A 12,942-nucleotide genomic window follows, 5' to 3' on the forward strand; every position below is an offset into this window, starting at 1 on the left:
TATTGGCAGGCGACAAGGAGAACACATTGGCAGACAGCAAGGAGAACTCATTGGAGAACGCAAAGGGGAAGCAAGACAAAGAATGATGCTTCAACAGATGTTGAGTATCCGGATTCCGATGGGTGAAGAAGAAGCTGAACTGCTTCAGCAATTAAACGGTGATGAGCTTTTATTATTGTCAGAACGGCATGAGAGGATAAAGACATCCGAAGATCTGGCAGAACAGGTTCATGAAATTGTAAATCAGAGAACGAACTCAACCCCACAGCCTAAGCTGGCGGTCACGGTTTAGAATTATCTGCAGAGGTGATCCCAATGATCAGAATGACAGAAGAACAGCGGGCGGAGTTTTTGAGAAGTACAAGCTTGGACATCGCATTAATGCGGACACGGTTTGATGAAATTGATGAACAGAAGATTTATGAAAAAGGACAGCGGTTAGGGAAGAAGATCGGGGAATGCATTGGAGAGCGTATAGGCAGACAGCAAGGGGAACTCATTGGCAGACAGCAAGGGGAAGCAAGACAAAGAAGGATGCTTCAACAGATGTTGAGTATCCAGCTTCCGATGGGAGAAGAAGAAACTGAACTGCTTCAGCAATTAAATGGTGATGAGCTTTTATTATTGTCAGAGCGGTATGAAATGATAAAGACATCCGAAGATCTGGAAGAACAGGTTCATGAAATTGTAAATCAAAGAATGAATGCTAATGATCAGTTTAATCAGTCTTTAAAAGTCAGAAGCTTGTAATGAAGTTAGAAGAAGACTTTGAACATCTCATTTTAACGGTAAGACATTATTCCACAGCCTAAATGGACAGACTGTAAAATAAACGATATCAGTGAGAACTTCAGATTGTATTTTAGAAAAGAAGAGGGGGTTGTTCTTTAAAAAAATCAGGATGAGGGCTCTGCGTGAATTGTCATAGAAACTTTAATAAGATTTAAGAGTTGCCGGGAAAGAATCATGATATACTCCTATCATAAACCGCGAAAGAAGGGGTATGATGTTTAGAAATAAAAACGGGGAGATTCGTTCCGGATGGAAAATCGCAGAGATGCTGGGAATTGTCTTCGGCGTATTGTTTCTCTTGATTTTTGTGATTCAGTTTGGATTTACGTCTGTGATGATCACGACTGGCAATCTCGATCAGGCGACAGGGATGGCCACGCCGTTTGCTTATCAGATAGCGGCTCTTTTAAATGGATCGATGATGTTTATTCAGTCCGCGGTGATGATCGTGGTGCCGATTCTTTTGTGGACACGACGATTAAAAAAAGCGAAGTCGGCGCTGGGGTTGCCACCATTGTCAAAACATGGACGCGCGATGATTCAGGGATTGGCAATCGGCGCGGGATCAATGACGCTGACCTTCTTACTGCTTCTGGTGACGGACAGCGCGCAGGTTCTGACCTGGGTTCCGCAGCTGTCGCCTTCGCTGCTTTTGATGTTAATCTTGTATATTCTGGTCGGATATTCGGAAGAAATTATCTGCCGGGGATACATTCAGGGCGTGATGCGGCAAACGCGAAATCCCTGGCTGATCATTCTGGTGCCGTCGCTGATTTTTTCCTTGCTGCACTCGGCAAATCAGGGGATCGGCTTGATTCCTTATCTCAATATCTTTTTGATCGGGCTGTTCCTGTCGCTGATTACGCTGACCAGCGGCAACTTATATCCTGCCATCGGCTTCCATATTTTCTGGAATTTTTTCCAGGGCCCGATTTACGGCTTTTCCGTCAGCGGCGGTCAGGAAAACGGTCTTCTGACAACGTATATGAAAGGCAATTCGCTGCTCAACGGCGGCGCTTTCGGACCGGAGGGTGGTTTGCTTGTCACAGCGGTCATTCTTCTGATGATCGGCGTCTGGTATTGGCGGACCAGGGAACAACTGCCGGGATTGATCGCTCAGCTAAAAGCGGGGGATCAATCCGTAGTCAAAGAGGGAGCGGCCGGCGATTTTCAACGGGAAACCGATCAAGAACTTCCAGCGGAATCCAAGGCTGCCAGTCCAGCTGAAAAGACAGAATTGTAAAAATCCAAAGTAAAACGCGTTCGATCCTGAAGCAACAGGATAAAACGCGTTTTTAATCTTATGGACAAGTCAGAAATCGGATCGCAGTACTGAACTGCTTGAGCTTACGCTAACAGCCGGACTTCACTGCGGTATAAGAACAGGATGTAAACGAGGGTGATCGCCAGATTAATGACGTTGCTGGCAATCGAAAGAACACCGGACCAGTTTGACATAAATACTAACAAGATGGAAAACAGAATGTTAAGGCCGTAACTGACAATCATCAGCTTCCAGGTTGTTTCACCATGCTTGACCAGCGCTTCTTCCTGCAGCTCGCCCAGGAACTTGGTCGTTCCCTTGATGATGAAGAAATTCTGAAGGAAGCCGAAGACCGCGGCGATAACGGACAAGACCAGCGCGACGATCATAAATGTCTCAGCGGCTCCGGTATTGCCTCCGGCATACAGGTTGGAAAAGTAAACCGTTGCCATTGACAGGATCAGGCTGCAGCCTAGACTGCACAGAACCATAATGAAGGCCCGGTTATATAAAGCATCGGCTTTGCGCGCTTTAACGATCCCGACTAAAATTGTGATTCCGGCGATCAAGCTGATAAAATTACCTACGCTGGGCAGGCTGACAAACAGCGCGATTACCTGACCGATAAAAATCAGTTTCAAGGCTTTGCCGGCTGTAAGATAACGTTCTTCTGACATAAAAAGACTCCTCTCTGCATGAATTTTGAAAAAATGCTTGTTCACCGGGAATTCTACCATAGAAAGTTGCGGAGGACAAGGCACAGGATAGGCTGCAGTCGGAGTGAAAGCCGAATAAGCAGGATAACCGCGGGTAAAACTAGCGGGGAAGGGAGATTTGCGATGTATTTTAATTATCATGCTAAAGCGATGCGTCTGATCCGTGAAGGTCATTGTACGCATTTTGAATTGGTAGACCGCTGGAATCAAATTGCGCCGGCCCTGGTATTGTATTTTGATAACGAGCCGCCGATGCCGATCCGGGAAGAACGCTGGGCAGATTATTTTGAATTGATCGACGAAATTCATAATAAGTCCATAAACGAGGGAGAATAAGCCTTTACTCCCGCTGCGAAATCCGCTAAACTAAAAGCGATTGAAGAGGGTGATAACGTGACGCAGATCAAAGCGGTTGTGTTTGATATGGACGGCGTTCTGATTGATTCGGAACAGTATTATCAAGATCGGTTAATGGCATATTTCAGAGCGATGGAGGTAGATTTACCGCCGCAGCGGCTGAATCTATTGGTCGGGGCCAACGGTAAAATGAATTTGTGGCCCAAGATTCTGGAGGGAATAACGCTGCCGCAGCCGTATGACGAGTTCATGGTTGGTTTGCGGGAATATCGCCATGCCCAGGGAATCGAAGACTATCGGCCGTTATTGTTTCCCGGAGTGGAAGAAACTTTGAAACAACTCAAAGCTCGTGGCAAGAAGCTGGCTTTGGCTTCCTCCAGTTCCTTTGCCTCAATAGAAAAGATGTTGTCGGACACGGGGTTGTATGCTTATTTCGAGTTGGTCACATCTGGCGGAATGTTTAAAGAATCAAAGCCGAATCCAGAAATCTATTTGTTCACCGCAAAGAAGCTGAAGCTGGATCCGCATCAGTGTCTTGTGGTGGAAGACTCGCAATATGGAATTCAGGCGGGAGTTTCGGCAGGGATGACGGTCATCGCCCGGCAGGACGAACGGTTCCCGATGGACCAGTCGCAGGCTCACTATTTTGTAAAGCAATTACAGGAAGTCCCGGCGATTGTCGACCAGCTTGAGCGTTAAATTCAGATAGACTTTTCAGAACCGAAGGAATCATGGATGATCGATGGGCAAGAAATAATTTATCTTTTGAGTTCAAGACCGTGAATGAATCTCGATTCTTGCTTTTTCTAGAATCGCTCTTTTGACGGGAAATTGCTGAAAAAGTTCAAGATGTTTTTATGAATGCCAACGTTCGACTTTGAAGGAATCGTTGGAAGCTTTCTCACCAACCTCGCAGTTCCGGTTCCGCTCTATTTTTAAACAGAGGACTGAGTCACTCACTCATCATGAGGGAACAGTCTTTTTTTTGTTGCAGGTTTGCGCATCAGAGACCGAGGGGACTTTCGTCTTCTGGCGGTCTATCCTCAGAGGATGATCTTTCAAGGAAAAATGTGGGAAATCCGATAAAGAAGATTTACACAATTCCGATTTCGACAAAAAGCAGAGGTTCAATCGAATAAACTAGTTTCCAGTAAGCAGAAGTCAGCGTTTCTCAGGGAATGAACTTTAAAGCTCAGAAATCGGATAAAAAAGGAAACCGAAGCGTCTTCAGGTTCTCTGCTGGATCAGGCTGTTTTCAACGGATAAAATTGATAGTCCTCAGTTTGTGAAAAAAACAATTTTGTAAGCGCTTCATTTTTCTCTTGACTGGTCAGACCAGATGCTGCTATGATGAAAAAGTCGAAAGGAAGACTCTGGAAAGAGAGTACGACGAAAGAGAGGAAAAAGGATGAAAAAACTGATGATTTTAGTCCTGGCCGCAGTGTTAGCCACCACGGCGGCAGGATGCAGCACGAATAACTCGTCCCCCGCCGGCCAGCCATCGGCGCCGACGAGCCAAACGGGCGGCGTGACGCTGAGCGAAGGCGTCAGTGTTAAAGGGGTTCAGGCGGATGTTACCTATCCGCTGGAAGGACTGGACGACACGCTGGCCATGAACAACCTGACCACGATTAAAACGTATGCCGGACAAGGCAAGGTTTCTGTCACGCCGGAAGGTGCGGAAAGCTTCGATCTGTTTATCAACGGCACTGCGGTGGATCACAGCGAATTTGCCGGGAAGGCTTTCACGGTGGATTTTTCCGCCCTGGCCACCAACGAGATCAACACGATTCAGGTGACGAACATTCTTCCGGAAACCGCTAGCGTGAATATCAAAGTTGATTATCCGACGGTGATCGAAGGAACGCCGGAGGAAGTCGGTTTCAGCAGCGAAAAGCTGAGTTTCATTGACGATCTGCTGAACACGGAAGTGGAATATGGTTTCCCTGGCGGCCAGCTGGTCATCATCAAAGACGGAAAGATGATCAAAAACACAGCTTATGGTTATGCCAATTCCTATAATCAAGATGGGACACGGATTGAAAATCCGGTAGCGAGCACGACGGAGACCTTATATGATTTAGCCTCCAATACCAAAATGTACGCGACCAACTATGCGCTGCAGATGCTGGTCAGCGAAGGGAAGGTTAACATTACCGATACGATCCAGAGCTACTTCCCGGAGTTCAAGGACGAACCCGGCGCGGCAATCCTGGGAAAGAATACGATGACCCTTCAGAATATTCTGGAACACCAGGCCGGCTTCCCAGCCGATCCGCAGTATCATAACGATACGTATGACAAAGATGATGGAATTGTCAACGGTGTCAATGATCTGTATTCGGTGGAAAAAGCCACGACCAGGGAAATGATTCTGAAAACGCCGCTGCAGTATGAGCCGGGAAGCAAAACCGTTTACTCCGATGTCGACTACATGCTTTTAGGACTGATCGTTGAACAGGTTACCGGCATGGAGCTGGATGCGTATGTCGAAGAAAATATCTACAAACCGCTCGGCCTCGATCACATCGTTTTCAATCCGCTGCAGAAGGGATTTGAAAAGGATCAGTGCGCGGCGACCGAGCTGAACGGAAATTCCCGCGACGGGGCGATTTCCTTTACCGTTAACCGCACTGATACGATTCAGGGCGAAGTTCATGATGAAAAAGCTTTCTATGCGATGAACGGCGTTTCCGGACATGCCGGTCTGTTTGCCGACGCGCAGGATTTGGGGCGGCTGGCGCAGGTTATGCTGAACCAGGGCGGTTACGGCGATGTGAAGCTGTTCTCGAAACAGACGATTGATCAGTTCACCAAGCCGAAGTTTACAAGTCAGACCTATGGACTGGGCTGGCGGCGGATGGGCGATCACGGCTACAGCTGGTATTTCGGTCCGCAGGCCGGAGCTTCGACGTATGGTCATACCGGCTGGACAGGAACGTTAAGTCTGATCGATCCGGAAAACGACATGATCGTCATCTGGCTGTCCAACAAAATCAACAGTCCGGTTGTCGATCCGACGGTCAATCCCAATTATTTCTACGGCAACCATTTTGTCGGCGGCACCCTGGGCGGTGTGGCGACACTTACTTATGACGCGCTGAATCCGACGTCGATGGACAGCACGGATTCCCTGTTAGCGCAGATGGTTGCGAACAAGCTGACATTGATCGAAACGGACGAAGGCTATCAGAATGCTGCCGATGAACAGTCGCTGCAAGCCTTGATGGATCTGTTGGTCAGCCGCGTGGAAAAGACCGGCTCTGCCGCCGTGAAGAGTCAGGCTGAACGACTGATCGGCAAGCTGAGCGATGAAACGGTGAAAACGGCGCTGAACGAACGTTTGGCCGCGGTGAAATAAGCAGCTTTCTTCCTGTGTATCAGGATTTCAGACAAGCGGGAAGGCTGAAATCCAAGCCGTGAAGAACCTGCTTTCAGACCTATTCTGCTGAATGTGCTGAAATTTTCTAAAATAGAATCGAAGTAAAAAGAAGCGAAATCAATCCGCTTCTTTTTTGACTCTTTCAACTCGCGAGAGAGAATTTCTCTTGATGAAGGCTGATAAAGAAGATCAAGGAAAAAACATCTGCTCATGCTGATCGGTTTCACCTGGCAATGATTTTCCCCACTTTGATTCATTCCCGGCGGATTTCCTGTTTGATACGGGACTTGATCAAAGAATAAGAAAAGCGGACGGTCCGGCGTGATTCACGACTTTGACAATCCGCTGTTTTTTTGGTTTCTTTTTTCAATTCTCAATCCCAGGGCTAAGTGTTTTGTGTCGATGACTTCCATAGCTTAATCAGGGCTGCGACAGAGTTTCAGAATTCCCTTGAATCTGATCCTTAAAGTAGCTGCCGCCGAATAAGCGCTCATACTGCAAGGTTTGATAGTCTTTGATGAGCGGTGTGAAATCCGTTGATTCCCAATGACTGTACGCGTTTCCCTGAGTATCCATGTAGCCCGCGAAGGTTACGACCGGCAGCGACGTGCGCAGCGTTTGTAAATATTGCCCATACGCGTCGCTTTCCACTCCGGCATAGTCCAGCAGCAGCGCCGACAGAAAATTCAGACTGGTTTCCGGCAGCGGAGCCTCGGGCAGCGGATAGTTGGCCCAGAGAACAAACGGAACGCGGAATTTATTCATATACTCTTCCATGGACATCGCGCCCTCTTCCACCCCATAAGCTTGATCCAGGAACGCCTGCTCCACAGACGGCTGATGATCGCCGAACATCAGAATCAGAACGGGTTCATCCTGTTGGCTGAAATACTCCGTGAGCTGCAGAAACTGCGCCTCTGTTTTGTGAATCAACGTCAGATACTGTTCCGCCATCGGGTAAGCCCCCGGCTGATCGGTCAGAACAATCTGAGCCGGATAATCCTTCACGGTATACGCACCATGATTCTGAATTGTAACATTGAACAGAAATAACGGTTTGTTTGGATCGCGGTGTTCATATTCCCAGATTATCTGGTTGAAATCCGATTCATCGCTGACATAGCCATGTTCCAGGGTCAGGGGAACATCCAGCTCCTTCACGCTTTTAAATGAATCGAAGCCGAGCCGCGGATAGGCCTGATCGCGCTGCCAGGAGCTTCGCTCACCCGGGTGAAACGCCGCCGTTTGGTAGCCGAGCTGCTTCAGCTGGGAGGCCAGGGAGAAGGAATCCTTTAAAATGTATTGTTGGTAAGGAATGCTTCCGGAAGGCAGAAAAGCCATTGAATTCCCGGTCAGAAACTCAAATTCGCTCGCGCTGGTGCCTGCGCCGAAGACGGAGGCATAAGCATGGGAGAACCGGGCGTTTTCCAAGCTGGAAAAGCCGTCGATGACGCTTTCACTGAGCTGAAGCTGGCCGAATTCCTCAAAGTCCGCCCACGATTCGTTCATAATGGCAATGATATGCGGTTTTTGATCTAAAGTCACGGATGCGCCCTCCAAGGACACCGTGCTTAGAATCTGATCTAATTTTTCCGCCGACGTATCCGCCGGGACTTCAACATTCATAAACTCAGTGTTGCGTAAGAAGGTGGCGAGGATACCACTTTTCTGGTAAGCGCCGGACTGATCCCAGACATCCGTCCGGACGTTAAACCGGGCTAAATTCTGCGGCGAAGCCAGGAATGCGCAAAGCAAAGTCAGCGCCAGGCAGATTAACCGTACCGGCAGCGGAAAGCGCGCGGAGAGCGAGCGGGGCAGAACGTCAAGCTTGCGAAAGCGCAGAACGGCAAGCAGAAATCCCGTTAAGAGGACTGCAGTGACGATCATCGGCCCGTTCGGCGTAAAATCATAAGTGGAGGACACGGCAAGCGCGGTGTTCAGCGCGGTCAGATCCCAGGGTAAAACCGGCGTGCCGCGGAAGACGGTGACGAAATAATTGATCGCGCCCAGCAGTGCGCAGGCGGTATGGATCAGGAAGCTGCCGGCGGCCGGTTTGCGAAGCAGCGCGCAGATCAGGTAATAAAGGACGCCGACGCAGATCGCATTGGCCAGAAAAGCCGGCGCTGAGATCTGCCACGGATCCCCGCAGTAAACATACTGCATCAGAAAGACGGCGGTAAACGGCGTCGCTATCATCAAGAACAGTCTCCCGATCCGGAGTCGGTTCTTTTTTATCTTCTCGATATAAGGAAGCAAGGAATTCATCCCCCTTTCGATGTTCATTTTCACAAATTGAACATATTGGCTTATTTTAAACGAGTTCTGGGGAAAGATCAAGAAAGCCGGGGCAATTCACTAAAAATTCCCACATTTTAAGAATGGTTTTGTGTCAAAAGCAGGGGATCCCATCCAACTTTTTCCCGGGCGATCATCACAGCGGATCTGCCGGGATTCGCAATCAGGCCAAGGCATTTCATCCTCGGCATCATGAATTTAAAAACGGGAAAAGTGGATTCCGCAAAAACAGAAGAATACCCGGCTTTTGGCAGAAAGTCCTCCGACGCCGGCTTGCATTCGTTGTCTTTTCGCCTTACAATATCTCTCATAACCAGCTTGGATAAGGGGGAATTCAAGATGAAACGGGAAAACTGGGCGTTTTTGAAACGGGTGATTTTACTTTCGCTGCCGGTCATGATCCAGCAGCTGTTGACCAATATGCTGAATCTGTGCGATACAATGATGATCGGCGGGATCGGCGAGAATGCGATCAGCGCGGTGGCGATTGTCAACAAAGTCTTTTTTGTTTATCAGCTGATTTTATTCGGGTTAAGCAATGGAATTGGAATCTTCATTTCACAGTATATGGGGGCGCGGCAGGAGGATCAGATCACGGATCTGTATAATTTCGGACTTGGTTTGTGCTGCGTCATGGGAATTGTGGTCACTGGGATTCTGATCGTCTTCCCCCAGCCGATTCTCGGTTTATTTGTTCAGAATCCGCTTGTGCTGGCGGATGCAGAAGCGTATCTGGGCGTACTGTTGTGGACGCTGCTGCCGTTTGCCTGTACGTCCATGATCAGCGTGGCGTGCCGTGTAATGGGACGGCCGGCCATTCCGATGATTTCCGGCGTGATTTCCTGTCTGGTCAACATTGTTTTCAATGCACTGTTGATTTATGGCTTATTCGGTTTTCCGCGCTGGGGTGTGATCGGTGCGGCGGTAGCGACGATGATTGCGCGGTTTCTCGAAGCGGCCTACTTGTTCTATGCTTCCCGTCAATCTCTGACCGCATTGAAGCTGCGGTTAAAAAATCATCTGCCGGCGTCGATGCGCTGGACGGTTATCCGCAAGGCGCTGCCGCTGATGGGAAACGAATTGATCTGGTCGCTGGGCTTGAATATGATCTTTATCAATTACAGCTTTATTGCGGAACAGTACATTCCGGCGATCACGGTAGTCGACAACATCAGTAATCTTGTTTATGTCGCCTTTAGCGGCTGTTCGGTGGCGGTCGGGGTGATCATCGGTCAGGCGCTGGGCTCAGGAAGGTTGGAACAGGCGAAACAGGACGCAAAGAAAATGATCGGCTTTGCGCTGACGGTGTATCTGGCGGGGGGACTGATTTTAGTGGCGATCCACCGCTGGGCTCCGGTTTGGTTCTCGTTAAGTCCGGCGAATGTTTCAATGGCAGCGTCCCTGATTCTGGCGAAGGCGTTTCTGGCCTGGACGCAGGGCTATGCGAACACGGTTTATTATATTCTGCGTTCCGGCGGCGATACGAAGTCGGTGCTGATCATCGATGGGTTGTTCACCTGGTTTGGGCCGGTCTTGCTGAGCTTTCTGGTTGCGCGGGTATTTCGGGTTTCGTTGTTTCCGGCTTACTGCATCGTCGAAGGGGCGGGTCTGGTTAAAGTCTGTCTGGCAACCTGGTTTTTGAAAAAGGGCAACTGGCTGAAAAACCTGACGGAGAGTCCGGCAGCGGCGGCCGAGGTGGATCCGGCGTAGAATCGATCGCCGTCAAACCTGTGGAAAACGGGAAATGATCCCCATTAAAAAAGCTTATCTTCCTTAGCGGTTAGATCAATTCTGAAATTCTGAATTTCCAGAATCAATGGATGACAACCAGGGCGATAAGCTTTTATTTTGATTTTGATGAGAAGCAGCGGCGGCTTTTCTGTTAGAAAAGCTACCGACAGGAATCTTGCTGATCCCAGAAGCTGTGGATCAGCGGCAGGATTTCGTCATGCGGGTCGTCGCATTGCACAAGATAATCGATGAACCGCTGTTCAACCTCGGGATCCTCCGGGAATATCCGCAGTGCCTGATAAGCTGCTTTGCGCAGCACTTTGGGCGTTTGATCGTCAAGGCAGGTCAGCGCTAACGCTTTCAGCCGCGGATCGCGGCGGCAGCGCAAGTAGTTGAACAACGCGATTGTTTTTAGTTCTTTGTCCTGAACGTCCATCCGCAGGAAAGCGTAAAGTTGTTCGTCGTCCAGGGCCCTGTTCCAATTTAGACCCGCAGCGGCCATTTCCGCGGCTTCCACCACCGTCGGATAAAACTGTGCGCTGTTTCGGTAGGCGGCATCCCATGACGTTGAGTTCAGCGGGTAAGCTGGAAGATCCTGAAGCTTAACGGCCTTTTCCTCCCGCCGCAAAGGGTGGAACGTGGCATGAAAACGGACGGGCAGCTGATCTGCGGAAACCGGAATGGAGGAAAAATAAAATTGTTTCGGCTGTCGTTTTGAATCGCGGGAATAAGCGATGCCGCTGACGGGGATGATAAACAAACAGTCCAGGGGTTGACGCAGCCGTGCGGCAGCGCAGGCTTTGTGATGACCATCCAGAATGAAGTTCATGAACTCATTCAGATGATAGACAACAGCGCGCGGGCGGGCAGCCGAAGTCCGGAAAAGTTCTTCATAATGGGTTACACGTTCCGGATTCAGACAGGCCGAGGTTTCTGTGGGATAGAGATACAGCGGCCAGCCGCTGACATATTCATAATCCGGTCTGATAAACGCTCCGGCAGTTGCCGCGGATTCTGTCCAGGTATTTTGAATATCCCAGAAGAAATGACCTTCGCCATCGGTAGGCATGCAGATCCCTTCGGCAACCACATAAAGTCCGGATTCCAGCAGGGAAAGCAGTGGTTTTAGCTGAGTGATGGATTGATCCAATGAAACAAACGGTTGATTCAGCGGATCTTCCAGCTTTCGCAGCGCTTCACAATCCGCGTGTTCGATGCCCAGTCCGGCCGCTAACAAGCTGGCGCAGGTCGGACACCCGGGCTGAATCATCCGGACCAGCGGAATCTGATTTAACGTCATAGTGATGAGCGAATGATAAGCGTAGCGTTCATCCTCTAACGGGGCCATCTGTTTTTTCAGCTGTCCGCTTCCAACGATAGAAATGAGTTTCGCCGAGCGCATAGACGGCATGGCGGACAAATCTAAATCTACATCCAAAATTTTTACGGAGTTCCGGGTTTTAAAGAACATACATCTGCCTCCTTTCCGCGATCAACGTGATGCGGGGAAAACGGGATTCACAAGAGATACGATTGAATTTGAAACGGTCAATCCTGTTCCCGGCTTCACTTTTAAAAATGCGGGATCCTTTGTCCGGAATCCCGCACTCGAAATAAACGTTTATTCCACATCAGCTTTGCGTTAGCCTTCATCAAAATAAGGGTGTTAATAATAAGGCGATCAGTAAGGCTGGAAGCAGATTCGCAACCCGGATCTTCGTGTTGAACATCAGATTGACGCCGACACAGAAGATTAACATCGAACCCGTCATCGCCAGGTTGGCGATCATCCCGTCGCTCAGCACCGGTGCGATCAGCCGCGCTAATAAGGTTATCGAACCTTGAAACAAGACAAGCGGAATGACGGAAAAAATAGCGCCTTTCCCTAAGGCTGAGGTAAAGATCATGATGATCAGACAATCCAGCACGGCTTTGGTGATCAACAACGACGGATCGGCGGCCAAACCATCCTGCAGCGCGCCGACAATCGCCATCGCGCCGACGCAGATCGTTAACGAAGCGGTGAGAAATGCTTCCATGAACCGGTCGTCTTCATCGCTGCCGGTTTTCTTTTTCAGCCAGCTTCCGAATTGTTCAAAACGGTATTCCAGATTGATTCCCTCGCCCAACAGTGCGCCGGCCGCCAGGCTGAGTACCGCCAGCATCGTGCCCTGAACGCTGACGCCGCTGGCTTGAATCACCAACATTTTTTCCAGCGCGCCGGCTATCCCGATAAAAATGGAGGACAGTCCCAGCGCCTGCATCAACGTGATTTGAAACCTTTGCGGTAAGCCTTTACGGAAAATCAGTCCCAACAGCCCGCCGCCGATGACCGCTAGCCCATTGATCAATGTTCCCAAACCCGGCATAATTGAACCCCCTCTCTCTTCAAATAAAGAAACTAC

11 protein-coding genes are annotated in these 12,942 nt (G+C 49.4%); 7 read left to right on the top strand and 4 right to left on the bottom strand.

Going from position 1 to position 12,942, the window contains the following annotated elements; translation table 11 throughout:
• The 3 genes from DWY25_RS14975 to DWY25_RS14985 all read left to right on the top strand — a co-directional run.
• On the top strand, positions 1–292 hold a 292-nt coding region (locus tag DWY25_RS14975; RefSeq protein WP_220412964.1), incomplete at its 5' end, for a hypothetical protein.
• Positions 293–315: 23 nt separating this feature from the next.
• Positions 316–750, top strand: a complete 435-nt coding sequence (locus DWY25_RS14980; protein ID WP_117895898.1) for a hypothetical protein — start codon at positions 316–318, stop codon at positions 748–750.
• A gap of 256 nt (positions 751–1,006) precedes the next feature.
• Positions 1,007–2,035: a CPBP family intramembrane glutamic endopeptidase gene (locus tag DWY25_RS14985; protein ID WP_181981855.1), complete on the top strand. Its 1,029-nt coding sequence runs from the start codon at positions 1,007–1,009 to the stop codon at positions 2,033–2,035.
• Between the two features lie 104 nt (positions 2,036–2,139).
• Here the strand turns inward: DWY25_RS14985 and DWY25_RS14990 are convergent, their stop codons facing one another.
• Positions 2,140–2,733 (bottom strand): hypothetical protein, encoded by a 594-nt coding sequence (locus DWY25_RS14990; RefSeq protein ID WP_039863782.1) that lies wholly within the window; start codon positions 2,731–2,733, stop codon positions 2,140–2,142.
• A 162-nt stretch (positions 2,734–2,895) separates the two neighbouring features.
• Here DWY25_RS14990 and DWY25_RS14995 point away from each other — a divergent pair, with 162 nt between their 5' ends.
• The 3 genes from DWY25_RS14995 to pbp4b all read left to right on the top strand — a co-directional run bounded on the left by DWY25_RS14995 (position 2,896) and on the right by pbp4b (position 6,490).
• Positions 2,896–3,108 (top strand): thermostable hemolysin delta-VPH, encoded by a 213-nt coding sequence (locus tag DWY25_RS14995; RefSeq protein WP_117895900.1) that lies wholly within the window; start codon positions 2,896–2,898, stop codon positions 3,106–3,108.
• Between the two features lie 57 nt (positions 3,109–3,165).
• Entirely contained in the window at positions 3,166–3,828 is a 663-nt protein-coding gene (locus tag DWY25_RS15000) for an HAD family hydrolase (protein ID WP_006057864.1), read from the top strand.
• Between the two features lie 709 nt (positions 3,829–4,537).
• Positions 4,538–6,490, top strand: coding sequence for a penicillin binding protein PBP4B (gene pbp4b / locus DWY25_RS15005; RefSeq protein WP_117895901.1), 1,953 nt, complete (start codon positions 4,538–4,540; stop codon positions 6,488–6,490).
• A gap of 441 nt (positions 6,491–6,931) precedes the next feature.
• Here the strand turns inward: pbp4b and DWY25_RS15010 are convergent, their stop codons facing one another.
• Positions 6,932–8,707, bottom strand: a complete 1,776-nt coding sequence (locus DWY25_RS15010) for an LTA synthase family protein (protein ID WP_244925994.1) — start codon at positions 8,705–8,707, stop codon at positions 6,932–6,934.
• 438 nt (positions 8,708–9,145) lie between these two features.
• Here DWY25_RS15010 and DWY25_RS15015 point away from each other — a divergent pair, with 438 nt between their 5' ends.
• A complete protein-coding gene (locus DWY25_RS15015) occupies positions 9,146–10,516 on the top strand; it encodes an MATE family efflux transporter (protein ID WP_181981856.1) in 1,371 nt (456 codons plus the stop codon).
• A 181-nt stretch (positions 10,517–10,697) separates the two neighbouring features.
• Here DWY25_RS15015 and DWY25_RS15020 read toward each other — a convergent pair whose 3' ends face one another.
• Positions 10,698–12,008 carry a hypothetical protein gene (locus tag DWY25_RS15020; protein ID WP_117895904.1) on the bottom strand — a complete coding sequence of 437 codons (1,311 nt, stop codon included), beginning with the start codon at positions 12,006–12,008 and terminating at the stop codon, positions 10,698–10,700.
• A 181-nt stretch (positions 12,009–12,189) separates the two neighbouring features.
• A complete protein-coding gene (locus tag DWY25_RS15025) occupies positions 12,190–12,906 on the bottom strand; it encodes a DUF554 domain-containing protein (RefSeq protein WP_117895905.1) in 717 nt (238 codons plus the stop codon).
• Positions 12,907–12,942 lie beyond the last annotated feature (36 nt).

It is taken from the genome of Holdemania filiformis, from assembly GCF_003459085.1.
In the GTDB taxonomy this organism is placed as follows: Bacteria; Bacillota_I; Bacilli_A; order Erysipelotrichales; family Erysipelotrichaceae; genus Holdemania; species Holdemania filiformis.

Excerpts from the sequence above, each read along its gene's own strand:
- DWY25_RS14980 (WP_117895898.1), top strand. The coding sequence starts at position 316 with ATGATCAGAATGACAGAAGAACAGCGGGCGGAGTTTTTGAGAAGTACA.
- DWY25_RS14985 (WP_181981855.1), top strand. The coding sequence starts at position 1,007 with ATGTTTAGAAATAAAAACGGGGAGATTCGTTCCGGATGGAAAATCGCA.
- DWY25_RS14990 (WP_039863782.1), bottom strand. The coding sequence starts at position 2,733 with ATGTCAGAAGAACGTTATCTTACAGCCGGCAAAGCCTTGAAACTGATT.
- DWY25_RS14995 (WP_117895900.1), top strand. The coding sequence starts at position 2,896 with ATGTATTTTAATTATCATGCTAAAGCGATGCGTCTGATCCGTGAAGGT.
- pbp4b (WP_117895901.1), top strand. The coding sequence starts at position 4,538 with ATGAAAAAACTGATGATTTTAGTCCTGGCCGCAGTGTTAGCCACCACG.
- DWY25_RS15010 (WP_244925994.1), bottom strand. The coding sequence starts at position 8,707 with ATGATAGCGACGCCGTTTACCGCCGTCTTTCTGATGCAGTATGTTTAC.
- DWY25_RS15015 (WP_181981856.1), top strand. The coding sequence starts at position 9,146 with ATGAAACGGGAAAACTGGGCGTTTTTGAAACGGGTGATTTTACTTTCG.
- DWY25_RS15020 (WP_117895904.1), bottom strand. The coding sequence starts at position 12,008 with ATGTTCTTTAAAACCCGGAACTCCGTAAAAATTTTGGATGTAGATTTA.
- DWY25_RS15025 (WP_117895905.1), bottom strand. The coding sequence starts at position 12,906 with ATGCCGGGTTTGGGAACATTGATCAATGGGCTAGCGGTCATCGGCGGC.